16 protein-coding genes are annotated in these 17,369 nt (G+C 68.3%); 10 read left to right on the forward strand and 6 right to left on the reverse strand.

Going from position 1 to position 17,369, the window contains the following annotated elements; genetic code table 11:
• Positions 1-79 precede the first annotated feature (79 nt).
• Positions 80-745: a ribulose-phosphate 3-epimerase gene (gene rpe, locus ACQPYY_RS14790; RefSeq protein ID WP_379100233.1), complete on the forward strand. Its 666-nt coding sequence runs from the start codon at positions 80-82 to the stop codon at positions 743-745.
• 26 nt (positions 746-771) lie between these two features.
• Here rpe and ACQPYY_RS14795 read toward each other — a convergent pair whose 3' ends face one another.
• Positions 772-1,218 (reverse strand): hypothetical protein, encoded by a 447-nt coding sequence (locus ACQPYY_RS14795; RefSeq protein ID WP_433594158.1) that lies wholly within the window; start codon positions 1,216-1,218, stop codon positions 772-774.
• Positions 1,219-1,743: 525 nt separating this feature from the next.
• Here ACQPYY_RS14795 and ACQPYY_RS14800 point away from each other — a divergent pair.
• The 4 genes from ACQPYY_RS14800 to ACQPYY_RS14815 all read left to right on the forward strand — a co-directional run bounded on the left by ACQPYY_RS14800 (position 1,744) and on the right by ACQPYY_RS14815 (position 4,816).
• Positions 1,744-2,370 (forward strand): riboflavin synthase, encoded by a 627-nt coding sequence (locus tag ACQPYY_RS14800; RefSeq protein WP_379097898.1) that lies wholly within the window; start codon positions 1,744-1,746, stop codon positions 2,368-2,370.
• Between the two features lie 85 nt (positions 2,371-2,455).
• Positions 2,456-3,700: a bifunctional 3,4-dihydroxy-2-butanone-4-phosphate synthase/GTP cyclohydrolase II gene (locus ACQPYY_RS14805; RefSeq protein WP_357286194.1), complete on the forward strand. Its 1,245-nt coding sequence runs from the start codon at positions 2,456-2,458 to the stop codon at positions 3,698-3,700.
• Positions 3,701-3,722: 22 nt separating this feature from the next.
• Positions 3,723-4,196 (forward strand): 6,7-dimethyl-8-ribityllumazine synthase, encoded by a 474-nt coding sequence (gene ribH, locus ACQPYY_RS14810; RefSeq protein ID WP_357083247.1) that lies wholly within the window; start codon positions 3,723-3,725, stop codon positions 4,194-4,196.
• A gap of 137 nt (positions 4,197-4,333) precedes the next feature.
• Positions 4,334-4,816 (forward strand): PH domain-containing protein, encoded by a 483-nt coding sequence (locus ACQPYY_RS14815; RefSeq protein ID WP_379097903.1) that lies wholly within the window; start codon positions 4,334-4,336, stop codon positions 4,814-4,816.
• A 69-nt stretch (positions 4,817-4,885) separates the two neighbouring features.
• Here the strand turns inward: ACQPYY_RS14815 and ACQPYY_RS14820 are convergent, their stop codons facing one another.
• The gene (locus ACQPYY_RS14820) at positions 4,886-6,364 is read right to left on the reverse strand and encodes an MFS transporter (RefSeq protein WP_433594159.1); all 1,479 of its coding nucleotides are present in this window, start codon (positions 6,362-6,364) and stop codon (positions 4,886-4,888) included.
• Positions 6,365-6,471: 107 nt separating this feature from the next.
• Here ACQPYY_RS14820 and ACQPYY_RS14825 point away from each other — a divergent pair, with 107 nt between their 5' ends.
• Positions 6,472-6,921, forward strand: a complete 450-nt coding sequence (locus ACQPYY_RS14825) for a MarR family winged helix-turn-helix transcriptional regulator (RefSeq protein WP_433594160.1) — start codon at positions 6,472-6,474, stop codon at positions 6,919-6,921.
• 43 nt (positions 6,922-6,964) lie between these two features.
• On the opposite strand, the gene ACQPYY_RS14830 is transcribed toward ACQPYY_RS14825, so the two are convergent.
• Positions 6,965-8,920: a gamma-glutamyltransferase family protein gene (locus ACQPYY_RS14830; protein WP_433594161.1), complete on the reverse strand. Its 1,956-nt coding sequence runs from the start codon at positions 8,918-8,920 to the stop codon at positions 6,965-6,967.
• A gap of 229 nt (positions 8,921-9,149) precedes the next feature.
• On the opposite strand from ACQPYY_RS14830, the gene ACQPYY_RS14835 reads away from it, so the two are divergent.
• Both ACQPYY_RS14835 and ACQPYY_RS14840 read left to right on the forward strand, forming a co-directional pair.
• On the forward strand, positions 9,150-10,619 hold the full coding sequence (locus ACQPYY_RS14835) for an amino acid permease (protein WP_433594162.1): 1,470 nt from the start codon (positions 9,150-9,152) through the stop codon (positions 10,617-10,619).
• A 240-nt stretch (positions 10,620-10,859) separates the two neighbouring features.
• Positions 10,860-11,357, forward strand: coding sequence for a hypothetical protein (locus ACQPYY_RS14840; protein ID WP_433594163.1), 498 nt, complete (start codon positions 10,860-10,862; stop codon positions 11,355-11,357).
• 46 nt (positions 11,358-11,403) lie between these two features.
• Here the strand turns inward: ACQPYY_RS14840 and ACQPYY_RS14845 are convergent, their stop codons facing one another.
• Positions 11,404-13,068 carry an FAD-binding dehydrogenase gene (locus tag ACQPYY_RS14845; RefSeq protein WP_433594164.1) on the reverse strand — a complete coding sequence of 555 codons (1,665 nt, stop codon included), beginning with the start codon at positions 13,066-13,068 and terminating at the stop codon, positions 11,404-11,406.
• Positions 13,069-13,190: 122 nt separating this feature from the next.
• Between ACQPYY_RS14845 and ACQPYY_RS14850 the strand changes: the two genes are divergently transcribed.
• The gene (locus tag ACQPYY_RS14850) at positions 13,191-14,426 is read left to right on the forward strand and encodes a winged helix-turn-helix domain-containing protein (protein WP_433594165.1); all 1,236 of its coding nucleotides are present in this window, start codon (positions 13,191-13,193) and stop codon (positions 14,424-14,426) included.
• Between the two features lie 30 nt (positions 14,427-14,456).
• Here the strand turns inward: ACQPYY_RS14850 and ACQPYY_RS14855 are convergent, their stop codons facing one another.
• Complete coding sequence (locus ACQPYY_RS14855) at positions 14,457-14,804, reverse strand: hypothetical protein (RefSeq protein ID WP_357286222.1); 348 nt, start codon at positions 14,802-14,804, stop codon at positions 14,457-14,459.
• A gap of 118 nt (positions 14,805-14,922) precedes the next feature.
• Positions 14,923-15,135: a hypothetical protein gene (locus tag ACQPYY_RS14860; protein WP_433594166.1), complete on the reverse strand. Its 213-nt coding sequence runs from the start codon at positions 15,133-15,135 to the stop codon at positions 14,923-14,925.
• 120 nt (positions 15,136-15,255) lie between these two features.
• Between ACQPYY_RS14860 and uvrC the strand changes: the two genes are divergently transcribed.
• Positions 15,256-17,253, forward strand: coding sequence for an excinuclease ABC subunit UvrC (uvrC, locus tag ACQPYY_RS14865; RefSeq protein ID WP_379097932.1), 1,998 nt, complete (start codon positions 15,256-15,258; stop codon positions 17,251-17,253).
• The last annotated feature ends 116 nt before the right edge of the window (positions 17,254-17,369 follow it).

Consider the following 17,369-nt stretch of genomic DNA (forward strand, 5'->3'; position numbering starts at 1 on the left):
GACGCGGGACGCACTCGGTGGTGCCGATAGACTGCCGCGTGTGTGCACCTCTTCCTCCCCGTTCCAGCGTCCGGCCCCGATGATCGCCCCGTCCATCCTGTCCGCCGACTTCGCGAACCTCGCGGCCGAGCTGCGGGCGATCGAGGGCGCGGACTGGGTGCACGTCGATGTGATGGACAACCATTTCGTGCCGAACCTGACGATGGGCCCGCCGATCGTGCAGAGCCTGCTGAAGGTCACCGACATTCCGATGGACTGCCATCTGATGATCGAGGACCCGGAGCGCTGGGCCCCGTGGTACGCGGAGGCGGGCGCCTACAACGTCACCTTCCACGCCGAGGCCACCGACAACCCGATCGCGGTCGCTCGTGACATTCGCGCGGCGGGCGCCAAGGCCGGACTCTCGGTGAAGCCGAACACCCCGATCGAGCCCTACCTCGAGATCCTGCGTGATTTCGACACCCTGCTGGTGATGAGCGTCGAACCCGGTTTCGGCGGACAGTCTTTCATCCCGCACGTGCTGGACAAGGCCCGTCAGGTGCGCCGCCTGGTGGACGCCGGTGAGCTGCGCCTGGTGGTGGAGATCGACGGCGGCATCAACATGGACACCATCGAGCAGGCCGCCGAGGCCGGAATCGACTGCTTCGTGGCGGGTTCCGCGGTGTACGGCACTCCGGATCCGGCCGCGACGGTGGAAGCCTTGCGGCAGAAGGTGATCGCCGTCGAGGCGGCGTCGGCCCAGTAGCTCGCGGACGCCGCCGGGATCGGCGCTCAGTGCTCGAGGAGCGCTTCGATCACCGATTCCAGCGGCGGCACCGTGTCGATGGTCTCCGGCGACCGGATCCAGGTGCGGTAGCCGGTGCGCTCGTCCTCGGCGGAGGGGAGCACGACCTGGGCGCCCGGGCAGGCGATGGTGGCGTAGAGCCGGAACAGGGCCGCGGTCACCGCGGTGCTGAGCGTCTCGGGCCGGGCGGGACCGGTGATGAAGGTCCAGCGCCGGGCGCGGGGGTGGTGCACCACCGGCCCGGCCAGATCGGCTTGGGTGAGCCGCTGGCGGACGCGTTCGCCGAGGTCGGCGGGCATGGTGACGGCCCCGTAACGACTGCCTATCTCCAGCAGGATGTGCCGTGATGTCGGATCGATCGATGCCGGCAGGTGAAATTCGCGCCGGTACTGCACGCAGCGAACTTCGAGTGTCGAATCGAGAAGCGTTGTCACGCCACACCCCTGACTGTGCCGATTGTGTTGTGTGCCACCTGGATCCGACCCGCGCGGGGTCCAACTTCCTTCGGTTCGTTTGCTGGCGTAGATCGTCACCCGGCCCGGCCGGCCGTGGACGCGTTGACCGTTCTGCTCTGAACTGCTCGCGGAGAGTTGAACTGTTGGAATCAGCTGCATAACAATCTTGCGACCATTTTCGCTGCCGCGCAAGATTCAGGTGTAAGCGAGTCGTGGATTGGGTAACTCCCGGCGTTGGGCCCGGTCAGGCCATGGATAAATCCACTCGATTCCGATCCTGCAATAGGTGATTCCGAGCAATTCGGGCAATTTACTGATCGCAAGTTGGCTTATGCCCGATTTCGTCCATCCACCGGTATCCAACGCTCCAGTGAACGAGGCCGCATGTCGCCTACGACTGCGCGTCGTTAGGCTGAGGGGGACGGCCGTCCGTGCGGGAATACCGCGTGTGGGGCGCGCTGTTGGCTCGAGCGAGTACGCAGTCGCGATCAGGGAGAGGTACGCATGTTCACAGGCATCGTCGAGGAGCTGGGCGAGATCGTCGCCACCGAGCGGCTGGACGATTCGGCGCGGCTGACCATCCGCGGCCCCCTGGTGACCTCCGATGCGGGACACGGTGATTCGATCGCCGTCAACGGCGTCTGCCTCACCGTGGTGGACCGCGAGGTCGTCGGCGACACGTTCACCGTCGATGTGATGGCCGAGACCCTGGACCGTTCCAGCATCGGCGCCCTGGCCGCGGGATCCCGCGTGAACCTGGAGCGCGCCGCGGCGGTGAACAGCCGCCTGGGCGGGCACATCGTGCAGGGTCACGTGGACGGCACCGGCACCATCGTCTCGCGCACCCCGCACGAGAACTGGGAGGTCGTGCGAATCTCGTTGCCCGACAGCATTGCCCGCTACGTCGTGGAGAAGGGCTCGATCACCGTCGACGGCATCTCGCTGACCGTCTCCGGCATCGGCGTCGCCGAGGACGCCTTCGCCGACGGCGGCAAGGACTGGTTCGAGGTCTCGCTCATCCCCACCACCCGCGAGCTCACCACCCTGGGCACCGCCCCGGTCGGCACCGTCGTGAATCTCGAAGTCGACATCATCGCCAAGTACGTCGAGCGGCTCGTACAGCGCGGCTGACCGGACCCGCGACGCCGGAGGCGGCGCAATTCGGGCACTGCCTTACTGTAATGAGGCACCTAATTCGAGATGGAGCACAACAGACGTGACCAGGTTCGACACCGTAGAGCGCGCAGTCGCCGACATCGCCGCCGGTAAGGCGGTTGTCGTCGTCGACGACGAGGGCCGGGAGAACGAGGGCGACCTCATCTTCGCGGCGGAGAAGGCGACCCCCGAGCTGGTGGCCTTCATGATCCGCTACACCTCCGGTTACATCTGTGTGCCGCTCACCGGGGCGGACTGCGATCGCCTGGGCCTGCCGCCGATGTACGCGGTCAACCAGGACCGGCACGGCACCGCCTATACCGTCGCCGTCGATGCCCGGGAAGGCATCAGCACCGGGATCTCGGCCGCCGACCGCGCTACCACCATGCGTGTGCTGGCCGACCCCACCGCCAAATCCGATGATCTGACTCGTCCGGGGCATGTGGTTCCGTTGCGCGCCAAGGACGGTGGTGTGCTGCGTCGTCCCGGCCACACCGAGGCCGCCGTGGATCTGGCCCGGATGGCCGGACTCAGCCCCGCCGGAGTCATCTGCGAGATCGTGAGCCAGAAGAACGAAGGTGATATGGCGCGCACCGACGAGCTGCGCGTCTTCGCCGACGAACACGATCTGGCGCTCATCTCCATCGCCGACATGATCTCCTGGCGCCGCCGCAACGAGAAGCACGTCAAGCAGGTCGCCGAGGCCAAGCTGCCCACCGAGTTCGGCGACTTCCTGGCCATCGGCTACGAGAGCGAATACGACGACGCCGAGCATGTCGCGCTGGTGATGGGCGAGATCGGCGACGGCCGCGACGTACTGGTGCGCGTGCACTCCGAATGCCTCACCGGCGACGCCTTCGGCTCCCTGCGCTGCGATTGCGGCCCGCAGCTCGACGCCGCCATGGAGCTGATCGCGAAGCAGGGCCGCGGCGTGCTGCTCTACATGCGCGGCCACGAGGGCCGCGGCATCGGTCTGCTGCACAAGCTACAGGCGTACCAGCTACAGGACAGCGGCGACGACACCGTGGACGCCAACCTGAACCTGGGCCTGCCCGCCGACGCCCGTGACTACGGCATCGGCGCGCAGATCCTCGTCGACCTGGGCATCACCTCCATGCGGCTGCTCACCAACAACCCGGACAAGCGCGCCGGGATCGAGGGCTACGGTCTGAGCATCAGTGAGCGCGTGGCCATGCCGGTGCGCGCCAACAAGCACAATCTGCGGTACCTGCGCACCAAGCGGGATCGGATGGGCCACGACCTGGTCGGCCTGGAAGACCTGGACCTGGGCGAGACCGCGAACTGACAACCGAGAGGGCGGAACAACGATGAGCGGTACCGGCGTACCGGCTTTCGAGCTCGCCGATGCCAAGGACCTCAAGCTGGGGATCGTGGCCTCGCGCTGGCACACCACCATCTGCGACGCGCTGGTCGCGAACGCGGAGAAGACCGCCCGCGAGGCGGGCGTCGCCGACATCACCGTGGTCCGGGTCGCCGGCGCTATGGAGCTGCCCGTGGTGGCGCAGGCGCTGGCCCGCAGCCATGACGCGGTGGTCGCGCTCGGCGTCGTGATCCGCGGCGGCACACCGCATTTCGAGTACGTGTGCGATTCGGTGACCGCGGGTCTGACCCGGGTGTCGCTGGACGAGGGCACCCCGGTCGCCAATGGCGTGCTCACCGTGAACACCGAGGAGCAGGCGCTCGACCGCGCGGGCCTGCCGGGTTCGGCGGAGAACAAGGGCGAGCAGGCGGCCGCGGCCGCGCTGGACGCCGCGCTCACCCTGCGCGAACTCACCGCCTAGTCATGCCCGTCGTCCGGATCTGGAAGCGCGGCGGCTCCGAGGAGGAACCGCCGCGCGACCCCGCGACGACGGAAGGGCCTGCCGAGCAACCGACGCGGGCCGGTAGCGAGCAGCAGAAGCCGGAGTCCGATCCACCCATGGCAGAGACGAAGCCCGACACCGCAGCGAACACCGACGGCGAGTGGGACCTCGAGGTCCGCCCGCGCCACGCCATCATCACCGTGCGGATCGTGGCCGCGGTGCTGGCCGCCGTCTTCATCTTCGGCGGCATCGTGTTGCGCCAGGGCTCCACCGGCGTCAACTTCCGGGTCTCCGATCAGATCGGCCTGGCGGCGTTCGGCCTGGTGCTGGCGGCGGGTGTGCTGACCTTGACCCGGCCCCGGGTGCGGGTCGGCAAGCGCGGGGTCATGGTGCGCAATATCGTCGGCGACAGCGAGTTCGGGTGGCAGGACATCCGCGGGATCTCCTTCCCGGACAAGAAGTCCTGGGCCCGGCTGGAGCTGGTGCACGACGAGTACGTGCCGATGATGGCCATCCGCTCCAACGACAAGATGCGCGCGGCCGAGGCCATGGACCGGTTCCGCGAACTCGGCGCGAAGTACACCGGCGAGAACAAGTAGGCCATCCGTCGCCGAGCCTTCGTGGCCACGGCGGACGGATGGCTGTGCCTCGCCCGATCCGGTTCGGAATCAGTTCTCCGCGAAGGCTTTCGCGGTCTCCGGCGGTTGCGCGGGGACGGACTGCACCGCGCGCCGCACCGGGATCAGCACCGCGATCAGCGCGGCGACCAGGCACACGACGCTACCGATCAGGAACACCGTGCGGAAGCCGTGCTCGGTCGGGATGCTGTGGCTGCCCATCTGCACACTCATCTGCGCCAGCACCGCGCCGACCACCGCGGCCGAGACCGAGGTGCCGATCGAGCGCATCAGGGTGTTGAAGCTGTTGGCGGCCGCGGTCTCCGACTGCGGCACCGCGCCCATGATGAGCGCGGGCATCGCGCCGTAGGCGAAGGCGACGCCGGTGCTGCAGATGATGTTGACCACCACCAGGCCCCCGATGGACCCCATCAGCGGCAGTGCCACACCGTAACCGGCGGCCATGATCAGCGTGCCGGTGACCAGCGTGGTCTTCGGGCCGCGCGCCGCCGACAGCTTCGCGCCGATCGGTGAGATGACCATCATCATGATGCCGCCGGTGGCCATCCACACGCCCATCATCACCATGGACTGGCCCAGGCCGTAGCCGAGCGCCTCGGGCAGCTGCATGAGCTGCGGCAGGCTCAGCTGCAGCGCGTACAGGCCGACGCCGACCGCGATGCTGGCCAGGTTGGTGACCAGGACCTGCGGGCGAGCGGTGATCCGCAGATCGACCAGCGGTTCGGGGGAGCGCAGTTCCCACCAGCCCCACACCAGCAGCAGCACCAGGGCCGCGGCGAACAGTCCGAGGGTCGAGCCGCTGGTCCAGCCCCAGGCCGCGCCCTTCGACACCGGCAGCAGCAGACACACCAGGGCCGCGCCGAGCAGGAGCGCGCCGGGAACGTCGAAGCGGCCCGACGGTCCTTCGGAGGTGCCCTCGGGGACGACCAGGACGATGAGCGCGGTGGCGATCGCCACGAGAACCGCTGCGACCCAGAACATCACACGCCAGTTGCTGTACTCGGTGACCGCGGACGCGATCGGCAGGCCGAGCGCGCCGCCGATGCCCAGCGACGAGCTGATCAGCGCGATGGCCGAACCGAGGCGCTCGGGCGGCATCACGTCGCGCAGCAGGGCGATGGCCAGCGGGATGGTGCCCACGCCCAGGCCCTGCAGCCCGCGTCCGATGATCATCGGGATCAGCGAGGTCGACACCGCGCAGACGATCGAGCCGACCATGATCGGAATGGTCGAGGCGATGAGCATGCGGCGCTTGCCGTACATGTCGCCGAGCCGTCCCGCGACCGGCGTGGCCACCGCCGCCACCAGCAGGGTGATGGTGACGACCCACGACGCGTTCGACGCGGACGCGTCCAGGATTCGGGGCAGGTCGCCCAGGAGCGGGACCACCAGCGTCTGCATCAGTGAGGCGACGACGCCGGTGTAGGCCAGCACCGCGAGGGTGCTGCCGGCGCGTGTGGGCTCCGGCGGGGCGCCGGCAGACCGAGCAGCGGACTCGGGTCTGGTCATAGGGGTTCTCCTCATCATCGATCTATGTGCACTATACACATCATGTGCATGATGCATAATCGATGTCCGGCGCCCGTCACACGTAGGGTGTGGGGACCGCGGAAAGGATGGAATTGACCAAGCCCACCGAATTGCTCGAGTTCGAGACCATGCTGTTCGGCCGGTACAGCCTGATTCCGCGCAAGGGCGACAACGGCCTCGACCGCAGCGCCTATCTGCTGCTCAGTCTGCTGCGCGGGGAGGGGCCGATGTCGATCGGTCAGCTCAGTGACACGCTGGGGCTGGATGCCTCCACCCTCAATCGGCAGACCGCCGCGCTCCTGCGCGCGGACCTGGCCGAACGCATCCCCGACCCCGACGGCGGCATCGCCCGCAAGTTCCGGGTCACCGCCGAGGGGGTAGCCCGGCTCGATGCCGAACGGGCGCAGAGCCTTCGGCATCTCGACGAGATCCTGGCAGGCTGGTCCGACGAGGACGTGTCGGCGCTCGCGTCGTTGCTGGCCCGATTCAACGCCGATATCGAGAGCTACCGCGGTAAGCACTGGCCTCGTTCGTGAGGCTCGACCCGTCCGGCTCGCGGTCGGGCGCGCCTGAGGCGGCCTAGCGCGGGCCGCCGAGCACCGCGCCCTCGCGGCGGGGATCCGCGCCGCCGATCCAGCCGTCGCCGTCGCGGGCCAGCGCCGAGAGCCCGCTCGATTGCGGCGCCACCGATACCTGATCGCCGGACGCGCGCAGCTTCTGGACCAGTGCGTCGTGGTCGCCGTTGTCGGTGGCGTTCACCGCGGGGTGCTCGCCGCCCACGTTCGTGGTGGGCGTGTTGGCCGCGCCGAAGTCGATCATCGACACCGCCTGCTGCGGATTCAGCCCCCAATCCAGCAGGGCCACAAGGGTTTTCACCACGAACTGGATGATCACCGCCCCGCCCGGCGACCCGGTGACATGGCTGAGCGCGCCGCGGCTGCCGTCGGGATTGCGGTCGAACACCAGGGTCGGGGCCATGGAGCTGCGCGGCCGCTTGCCCGCGTCGATGCGGTTGGCGACCGGCGCGCCGTCCTTGTCCCGGGGTTCGGCGGAGAAGTCGGTGAGCTGGTTGTTGAGAATGAACCCGTCCACGAAATGGAAGGACCCGAACGCGGATTCGACCGTGGTGGTCATCGACGCCGCGTTGCCGTACTTGTCGACGATCGAGATGTGGCTGGTGCCGTGTTCGGGCTGCTGCGGCCCGTTGCCGACCGGGACCGGCCCGAAGTCGCCCGGCTGGGCGGTGCCCAGGCTCTTGCTCGGGTTGATGAGCGCGGCCCGCTGCTTCAGGTAGTCCGGATCCAGCAGGGTCTGCGGTGAATTGCCCGGCAGCGGAACGAAATCAGAGTCGGCGATGTACTTGTCGCGGTCGGCGTAGGCCAGCCGCTCGGCCTCGGCGATCAGGTGCACGGCCTCGGCGGTGGGTCTGCCGCCGTCGCGCGCGGCGCTGCTGTCGCCGGACACGTCGGTCGGTTTCATCGCGGCCAGATCGAAATTCGACAGGATGCCCAGCGCCGCCTCGACGGCGATGCCGCCCGAGGACGGATTCGGCATGCCGCAGATCTCGTGGCTGCGATACGGCGAGCACACCGCGGTGCGCTTCTTGGCCTGGTACGACGACAGATCCGCGAGCGCCAGCAGTCCGGGGGTGCGGCCGCCGGAGGTGGTGGCGGTGGTGTCGACGATGTCGGCCGCGATGGCCCCGGTGTAGAAGGCGTTCGCGCCGTCGGCGGCGATGGCCGAGAGGGTCTTGGCGAAGGCCGGATTCACCAGCGTGGTGCCGGCCTGCTTCGGATTGCCGTCGGGGAGCAGGAAATACGCGCGGGCGGCGTCGTCGCGGGCCAGATCCGCGGTGGACGCCGCGATCTGGGTGGCCATGCGCGGGGAGATCGTGAAGCCGCCGTCGGCGAGGTTCACCGCGGGGGTGAACAGGTCGCGCCAGGGTTGCCTGCCGTGCTCGGTGTGCGCGAGTTCCAGCATGCGCAGCACGCCCGGCACGCCGATGGAGCGGCCGCTGGCGCGCGCGTTGGGTTGCGGCACAGTGTGATCGGTGGGGCTGATGTAGCGCAGGTAGTCCTCGGTGGCGGCCCGGGGCGCGGTCTCGCGGCCGTCGTAGGCGTCGACGGTCCTGGTCGCGGCGTCGTAGTACATGAGGAACGCGCCGCCGCCGATGCCGGTGGCCTGGGGCTCGACCAGGTTCAGCACGGTCTGCGCCACGATCAGCGCGTCCGCTGCGGTACCGCCGTCGCGCAGCACCCGGCAGGCCGCCTCGGTGGCGACGGGATTGGCGGTGGAGACCGCGAATCCGCCGGTGCGCACCGGTGTCATGCCGGTCCGGTAGCCGGTGGCGACCTCCGGACGCAGCGCCAGATTCGTGGTACTGGGCCCGGCCGGAACACCGGAGGTGACCGGAGTTCCGTTGGGGGACACCGTGCACGACGCGCTCTCGTTCGTCGCCGACGAACAGGCGGTGAGCATTCCGATCGACAGCAGCAGTGCGGCAGCGCCGCTCCCGGTTCGTCGCAAGCGCCTCATGACCGGACTCTAGCCCCGGGAGCGCGCGGGGGCGGCGGTTTGACCGGTCTGCTCACCTATGGATCATCAGCACTTCCATGGCAATCGCTGATGAATCGGCTCGAATCGCTGCTCGAACAGCTGGAAACGACCGCGCTGACCCGGCCCGGAGCGCCGACACGGCTGTCAGCAAACGACAGGGTACTCTCGGACGGCCTCGTTTCACGATAGCGGAGGGTTAACCCGGCGTATGACCGAGATCCGGACAACTGCCACCAGCCTCAATGCCGAGGACAGCGGCTACCACAAAGCCCTGAAACCCCGGCAATTGCAGATGATCGCCATCGGTGGCGCCATCGGCACCGGCCTGTTCCTGGGCGCCGGCGGTCGCCTCGCCAATGCCGGGCCGTCGCTGTTCCTGGTGTACCTGATCTGTGGCGCGTTCGTCTTCTTCATCCTGCGCGCTCTCGGCGAACTGGTGCTGCACCGCCCGTCCTCGGGCTCGTTCGTCTCCTATGCGCGCGAATTCTTCGGTGAGAAGGCCGCATTCGTGGCCGGGTGGATGTACTTCCTGAACTGGTCCATGACCGGCATCGTCGATACCACCGCGGTCGCCACCTATCTGCACTACTGGGGTCCCTTCCAGCCGGTCGCGCAATGGCTGCTGGCGCTGGGCGCACTGGTCATCGTGCTCGGCATCAATCTCGCGTCGGTGAAGTGGTTCGGCGAGATGGAATTCTGGGCCGCCATGATCAAGGTGCTCGCCCTGGTCACCTTCCTGGTGGTCGGCACCGTCTTCTTCGCGGGGCGGTTCGAGGTGGACGGCCAGGCCACCGGCTTCGGCATGATCTCCGCGGCGGGCGGCTGGTTCCCGACCGGCGTGCTGCCGCTGGTCACCGTCACCTCGGGCGTGGTGTTCGCCTATGCCGCCGTGGAAATGGTCGGCATCGCGGCGGGCGAGACCGAGAACCCGGCGAAGATCATGCCGCGCGCCATCAATTCGGTCATCCTGCGTATCGCGCTGTTCTATTGCGGTTCGGTGATTCTGCTCGCGCTGCTGCTGCCCTATACCGCCTACCAGGCGGGGGAGAGCCCGTTCGTCACCTTCTTCGCCAAACTCGGTGTCGCGCACATGGGCTCGATCATGAATTTCGTGGTGCTCACCGCGGCCTTGTCGAGTTTGAACGCGGGCCTGTATTCGACCGGCCGCATTCTGCGTTCGATGGCGATGAACGGCAGTGCGCCGAAATTCACCGCGCGCATGTCGAGTGCGGGTGTGCCCTATGGCGGAATTCTGCTCACCAGCGGCATCGCATTGTTCGGTATCTGGCTGAATTACATCGTGCCGTCGCAGGCGTTCGAAATCGTGCTGAATGTTGCCTCGCTGGGCATTCTGGCGTCCTGGGCGACCATTGTGCTGTGCCAGTTGAAGCTGTTCTACCTGGCGAAGCAGGGTCTGGCCGAGCGGCCCGCGTTCCGGATGTTCGGCGCTCCCTATACCGGGATCGCGACACTGGTGTTCTTGGGGTTGGTGCTGATCCTGATGGCTTTTGACCGGCCGGTCGGTACGTGGACGGTGGCCAGCCTGGTGATCATCGTGCCCGCGCTCGCCATCGGGTGGCGCATCGCCAGCCCGCGGGTGCTGGCCATCGCCAAGATGCGCGAGGGCTACACCGGGGAATTCCCCGTCATTCCGCCGATCCCCATGGACGACAAGTAGTTTCCGGCTCCCGGTAGTACGCTGGGAAACTACCTCCGGACCTGGTCTTTCAACGGCCGCACGCGAAATAGCGTGCGGCCGTTATGTGTTCGAGATCACTGTATGCAGAGTGCACCTATCGGCTGTGGTCATGGTCATAACTTCGGGAATGAGATTGTCCGGACTCTGAACATTTGGTTAGCGTCTGGTTCGGCGGGTCGCAGGGGGCACGCCACCAGGGGTTACTCAACGAGGAGTGCTGTGAGTTCGTTATCGGCTGTTGCCGACGAGGTGGAAATGACACCGACAGTCACGGGGAACGGCGTTCCTGCCACATTTTTCGAGCGGGTGATCGACGGCGTGCGGGGGTTGCGCCGCGAGAGCGCTGCGGCCGAGGTGCCCGCCAAGGTGCGCGAAACTCAATTCGCCGCCCTCGGCGCGATGGGGCTCGCGATGCTGCACTGCCTGCTCTCGACCACCGGCGGCCTGGACTGCGTCGCGGGCAGCATCGGTCACTTCTTCGCCGCCTGGGTCACCGGCGGCATGGCGCTGCTGTTCGGCTTGCGGTCGCGCTGGATCTGGGTGACCGCGCTGGGCGTGTCCAGCCTGCAGGTCTTCCTGGGGGTGTTCACCCTGATGTCGGCCGAAATGCCCACGGGCGTTGGGCCGTTCACCGTGCTCGGCGGCATCATGGTCTCGGGCATCGTGCTGGCGCTGCTGCTGCGCCGCGACTGCTACCGCTGGTTCGCCGTCGACTGACGACGGTCGCCGCCCACCGGAATCCGGTGGGCGGCAACCGAAATCGTCACTTCAGGGTGCGGCCCAGGGCCCGGCCCGCGGCCCGGCCGGAGAAGATGCAGCCGCCCAGGAAGGTGCCTTCCAGCGCGTTGTAGCCGTGCACCCCGCCGCCGCCGAAACCGGCGACCTCACCCGCGGCGTACAGCCCCGGGAACGGGGTGCCGTCGGGGCGGATGACCTGCGAGTCCAGATTGGTCTGCAAGCCGCCCAGGGTCTTGCGGGTCAGGATATTGAGCCGCACGCCGATCAGCGGGCCGTGCGCCGGATCGAGGATCTTGTGCGGCGTGGCGACCCGGCCGAGCTTGTCACCCAGGTAGCGCCGCGCATTGTTGACGGCCATGAGCTGGGCGTCCTTGCTGAACTTGTGCTCGACGTCCCGGTCGCGCGCCACGATCTGACGTTCGATGTCGGCCGCGTCCAGCTGCGGGCCGCGCGAGATCTTGTTCATCCCCGCGATCAGTTCGGGCAGCGTATCGGCGACGACGAAGTCGACGCCGTGCTGCTTGAACGCCTCCACCGGACCCGGGGCGCCCTTGGCCACCCGGCTCTTGAGCGTGAGCTTGAGATCCTTGCCGGTGATATCGGGATTCTGCTCCGAACCAGAGAGCGCGAACTCCTTCTCGATGATCGACTGGGTCAGGATGAACCACGAGTAGTCGTGGCCGGTGGCCAGGATCTGCTTCATGGTGGCATTGGTGTCGAAACCCGGGAAAGCCGGTGCGGTCATGCGCTTTCCGTTGGCGTCGAACCACAGCGACGACGGCCCGGGAATGATGCGGATGGCGTGGTCGGGCCACACCGGATCCCAGTTGTGGATGCCCTCGGTGTAGTGCCACATGCGATCCCGGTTCACGATCCGCCCGCCCGCGGCCTCGGTGATGCCGAGCATGCGGCCGTCGACGTACGCCGGGACGCCCGCGATCATGTGCTCCGGGCACGGCCCGAGCCGCTCGGTGGGCCAATTGCGCCGCACCAGTTCGTGATTGTGGCCGATGCCGCCGGAGGAGACGATCACGGCGGCGGCGCGCACGTCGAACTCGCCGGTCACGGTGCGTGAGGATGCGACGCCCCGGTCCTCGGTGGAAGCCTCCAGCACGCTGCCGCGCACGCCGGTGACGGCGTCGTCCTCCACGATCAGCTCGTCGACGCGATGCCGGAACGCGAATCCGACCTGACCGCGCCGCTCGGCCTCGAGCACGGGTTCGAGGAACACGCGCACGACCTCGGGTCCGGTGCCCCAGGTGAGGTGGAAGCGCGGCACCGAATTGCCGTGCCCGTCGGCGGATTCGCCGCCGCGTTCGGCCCAGCCGACCAGCGGCGTCACCCGCAGCCCGAGGTCGTACAGGTACTGCCGCTTCTCGGTGGCCGCGAACTCCACGTAGGCGCGCGCCCACTGCCGCGCCCAGTGGTCCTCGTCCTCGCGGTCGAAGCCGGCCGAGCCCAGCCAGTCCTGCATGGCCAGCTCGAGGCTGTCCTTGACGCCGAGCCGCCGCTGTTCGGGGCTGTCCACGAAGAACAGTCCGCCCAGCGACCAGAACGCCTGCCCGCCCAGGTTGGCACGGTTCTCCTGATCCAGAATCAGGACCCGCTTGCCCGCCTTGACCAGCTCGTGCGTGGCGACGAGCCCGGCCAGACCGGCCCCGACCACGATGACATCCGGGTTCTCGATCATGCCCATTTCCTTGGTGTCGAAGTTCGATACACGAATGTATCGAACGAGGTGGCTGCTGTACAGATGCTCGATACAGTCGTGTATCGAGCCGGGTTGTCGGTGGGTCGTGGCATGGTTCGAGTGTGCCGACATCGCCGACCGGATCCCTGTCACTCGCGGCGGCGCGCCGCATCGCACTCGCGGCCCAGGGGTTCGGGTCCGCGCGACCCAGCGCACCGCCCACCCGGCGCACGGTCATGAAGGTCCTCGACAGCACCCGGCTGCTCCAGCTGGACTCGGTGTCGGCGGTGGTGCGGGCGCACTACGCGCCGGTGTTCAGCCGTATCGGGGCCTACGACCGGACCCTGCTCGACGAGGCCGCGTGGGGGCACAGCGCGCGCAAGCCGCGGCAGCTGATCGAATACTGGGCGCACGAGGCGGCGCTGATCCCCGTCCAGGACTGGCCGCTGATGCGCTGGCGCATGGTGCAGTACCGGCACGGGCGCTGGAACGGGATGCGGCAAGTGCTGGAACGCAATCCGGGTCTGGCCGACGATGTGCTCGGCGTCGTCAAGGAGTACGGACCGAGCACCGCGGGGGAGATCGAACGGCACCTGGAGCTGGATCGGCCACGGGCCAAGGACAATTGGGGCTGGAACTACAGCGACACCAAGGTGGTGTGCGAGGCGTTGTTCGCGGCCGGGGAGCTGACCGTGCCCCGCCGGGTCGGCTTCCAGCGGCACTACGACCTCGCGGCCGGCGTCCTACCCGCCGACGTGGTTTCCCGCGAACCGGACGAGGCGGACGCGATCCGCGAGCTGGTGCGGCGCGCGGCCCGGGCGCACGGCGTGGGCACCGAGACCGACTTGCGCGACTACTACCGGCTCACCCGCCGCCAGACCGAGCCCGCCATCGCCGATCTGCTCGACAGCGGGGAATTGGAGCAGGTCACCGTGCAGGGCTGGGACAAGCCCGCCTACCTGCACACCGAGGCCCGCGCGCCCCGCCGGGTCACCGGCGCGGCCCTGTTGTGCCCCTTCGATCCGCTGATCTTCTTCCGCGATCGCACCGAGCGGCTGTTCGACTTCCACTACCGCATCGAGATCTACACGCCGGAACACAAACGGGTGCACGGCTATTACGTCTTCCCGTTCCTGCTCGACGGCGAACTGGTCGCGCGGGTGGACCTGCGCGCCGAGCGCGCGAGCGGGCGGCTGCTGGTGCCGGGCGCGTTCGCCGAACCGGGACGCGATCACGCCCGGATCGCCGGGGCGCTGGGCCGTGCACTGCGGGAGATGGCGGACTGGCTGGAACTGGACACCGTGGAAGTGGGCGAAAAGGGCGATCTCGCACCGTGTTTGCGGCGCGAGATCGCCTAGCGCTCCAGGCGCGCCCGGATGACCGATGGTTCAGAACGGGCCGTCGGTCCAGGCGTTGAGCACGATGCCGTTCTTGCCCTCGCCCCTGCACTCGATGGTCATGGGGATGAGCGGCCGCGGTGAGTCGCCCACGATGTAGGTGGGGGACTGGTAGCCGTTACCGACCTGCCGTGCCCCGAGGCACTGCACCACCGCGGCGTACCAGGTGTCCGCGGGGCAGGTGAAGGTGGCGGTATCGAGTGTCCGGTCGATACGGCAGGGCGAATCGGCGTGTGCGGCCGGAGCCGCCACCGCGATCAGGCCCGCCGCGCCGATGCCGAGTGCGGACCCGATCGCCAGCGACCGGCGGCGCGGGTGGAGATGGTGATGGTTCGTCATCGATCAGGCTCCCTCGTGTACGGACAGATCAAGCGAAACGGTTCGTCCATACTGACCCGCGAGACCCTCCGCACCGTCGAAACTCGCGGAGATCGATGTTCCGGCGTGGCGCGCTCGATCAGGCCGCCTGCAGGTCGGCCGGGGGATTCAGCACCGCCCCACCACAGAACAGGGTGGGCGCCCGGTACCCGGCGAGCTCCCCGGACACCAGGATCGACGCGTCGGCGGACTCGGCCGTGGCGGGCACGGACACCGCCATCAGGGCGGCCGCGGCCAGGCAAACCGCTCCCACGATGGCGAGTGAGCGGCGGCGAGTGCGCAGACGGCTCATGTGGGGTTCCCTCTCCTGATGAATGATCTTGTCCATACTTCGTCGCCGAGAGCGCCGCGGATGGGGTGCCCGAGGCTGCGCCCCGGATGGGGTGTCGGAGGCACTGACTAACCTGGACCTGTGGCAGATCCCGCGACCTACCGGCCCGCCCCGGGCACCATCCCCGTCGAACCGGGCGTCTACAAGTTCCGGGACAAGTTCGGCCAGGTCATCTATGTCGGCAAGGCGAAAAGCCTGCGCCAGCGGCTGAACTCGTACTTCGCCGATGTGGCCGGGCTGCATCCGCGCACCAGACAGATGGTGACCACCGCCGCCGGCGTCGAGTGGACCGTGGTGTCCACCGAGGTGGAAGCGCTGCAGCTGGAATACAACTGGATCAAGGAATTCGATCCGCGCTTCAATGTCCGCTACCGCGACGACAAGTCGTACCCGGTGCTGGCGGTCAGCCTGAACGAGGAGTACCCCCGCGTCTTCGTCTACCGCGGCGCGCGCAAGAAGGGGGTGCGGTACTTCGGGCCGTACGCCCACGCCTGGGCCATCCGCGAGACCCTGGATCTGCTGCTGCGGGTGTTCCCGGTGCGCACCTGCTCGGCCGGAGTCTTCAAGCGGCACAGCCAGATCGGGCGGCCGTGCCTGCTCGGCTACATCGACAAGTGCTCCGCGCCCTGCATCGGCCGGGTGAGCGCGGCCGAGCATCGCGACATCGTGGACGACTTCTGCGACTTCCTCTCCGGCAAGACCGACCGTCTGGTCAAGCAGCTGGAACGCCGTATGCACGAGGCCGCGGACGAGCTCGACTTCGAGAACGCCGCCCGGCTGCGCGACGACGTGCAGGCGCTCAAGCGCGCGCTCGAGAAACAGGCGGTGGTGCTGGGCACCGGCACCGACGCCGATGTCATCGACTTCGCGGTCGACGAGCTCGAGGCCGCGGTCCAGATCTTCCACGTCCGCGACGGGCGGGTGCGCGGCCAGCGCGGCTGGGTGGTCGACAAGTCCGGCGACGCCATCGACGCGGCGGCGGCCGGGGGTGAGCTGCCCGCGCTGGTCGAACAGTTCCTGACCCAGTTCTACGGCGAGCAGACCGCGGTCGCCGCGCAGAGCGGTGACGAGCAACCGGGTGCGGTGGTTCCGCGGGAAGTGCTGGTCCCGGCCCTGCCCAACGATCACGAGCAGGTGCAGCAGTGGCTGTCGGGGCTGCGCGGGTCGGCGGTGCAGCTGCGGGTGCCCCAGCGCGGGGACAAGAAGGCCCTGGCCGAGACGGTGCAGCGCAATGCGCGGGAAGCCCTCGCCCAGCACAAGCTCAAACGCGCCGGTGACCTGACCGCGCGGTCGGCGGCGCTGCAGGAACTCCAGGACACCCTGGACCTGGACAGCGCCCCGCTGCGCATCGAGTGCGTGGACATCTCGCACGTACAGGGCACCGATGTGGTGGCCTCGCTGGTGGTGTTCGAGGACGGGCTGGCCCGCAAGTCGGAGTATCGGCACTACACCATCAAGGAGGCCGCCGGGGAGGGCCGCTCCGACGACGTCGGCAGCATCGCCGAGGTGACGCGGCGTCGCTTCGGCAAGCTGCGCCGCGAGCTCGACGCGGCCGAGGCCGCCGAGCTCGAATCCGATTCCGAGGCAACCGAACCCGGGCTGCCCGGCATCGACCCGAAGACCGGCAAGCCGCGCCGCTTCTCCTATCCGCCCAACCTGTACGTGGTGGACGGCGGTGCGCCGCAGGTGAACGCGGCCGCGGAGGTGCTCGACGAGCTGGGCATCACCGATGTCGCGGTGATCGGCCTGGCCAAGCGCCTGGAAGAGGTGTGGGTGCCCAACGAGCCGGACCCGGTGATCATGCCGCGCACCAGTGAGGCGCTGTACCTGCTGCAGCGGGTGCGCGACGAGGCGCACCGCTTCGCCATCACCTTCCACCGCTCCAAACGGTCGCGGCGGATGACGGCGTCGGCGCTGGATTCGGTGCCGGGCCTGGGGTCGACTCGCAAGACGGCGCTGGTGACGCATTTCGGATCGGTCGCCAAGCTCAAGGAGGCTACGGTGGAGCAGATCACCGAGGTCCCGGGCATCGGCGTGGCGACGGCCAGGGCGGTCCTGGACGCGTTGCGTCAGCAGTAGAGCGTCGGCGTTTCGCGGCGCGTCGGACGGGGACCCACCGGGTAGAGTGCGACACGCCGAACGGGAAATTTGCGACACGCCGTGTGTGCTGGTCGGGAGCGGAAATCACAGCTGTG

This window comes from Nocardia sp. CA-145437 (assembly GCF_050956485.1).
Lineage (GTDB): Bacteria > Actinomycetota > Actinomycetes > Mycobacteriales > Mycobacteriaceae > Nocardia.

Excerpts from the sequence above, each read along its gene's own strand:
- ACQPYY_RS14820 (WP_433594159.1), bottom strand. The coding sequence starts at position 6,364 with ATGACCAGACCCGAGTCCGCTGCTCGGTCTGCCGGCGCCCCGCCGGAG.
- rpe (WP_379100233.1), top strand. The coding sequence starts at position 80 with ATGATCGCCCCGTCCATCCTGTCCGCCGACTTCGCGAACCTCGCGGCC.
- ACQPYY_RS14860 (WP_433594166.1), bottom strand. The coding sequence starts at position 15,135 with ATGAGCCGTCTGCGCACTCGCCGCCGCTCACTCGCCATCGTGGGAGCG.
- ACQPYY_RS14835 (WP_433594162.1), top strand. The coding sequence starts at position 9,150 with ATGACCGAGATCCGGACAACTGCCACCAGCCTCAATGCCGAGGACAGC.
- ACQPYY_RS14825 (WP_433594160.1), top strand. The coding sequence starts at position 6,472 with ATGGAATTGACCAAGCCCACCGAATTGCTCGAGTTCGAGACCATGCTG.
- ACQPYY_RS14815 (WP_379097903.1), top strand. The coding sequence starts at position 4,334 with ATGGCAGAGACGAAGCCCGACACCGCAGCGAACACCGACGGCGAGTGG.
- ACQPYY_RS14830 (WP_433594161.1), bottom strand. The coding sequence starts at position 8,920 with ATGAGGCGCTTGCGACGAACCGGGAGCGGCGCTGCCGCACTGCTGCTG.
- ribH (WP_357083247.1), top strand. The coding sequence starts at position 3,723 with ATGAGCGGTACCGGCGTACCGGCTTTCGAGCTCGCCGATGCCAAGGAC.
- ACQPYY_RS14855 (WP_357286222.1), bottom strand. The coding sequence starts at position 14,804 with ATGACGAACCATCACCATCTCCACCCGCGCCGCCGGTCGCTGGCGATC.
- ACQPYY_RS14800 (WP_379097898.1), top strand. The coding sequence starts at position 1,744 with ATGTTCACAGGCATCGTCGAGGAGCTGGGCGAGATCGTCGCCACCGAG.
- ACQPYY_RS14845 (WP_433594164.1), bottom strand. The coding sequence starts at position 13,068 with ATGATCGAGAACCCGGATGTCATCGTGGTCGGGGCCGGTCTGGCCGGG.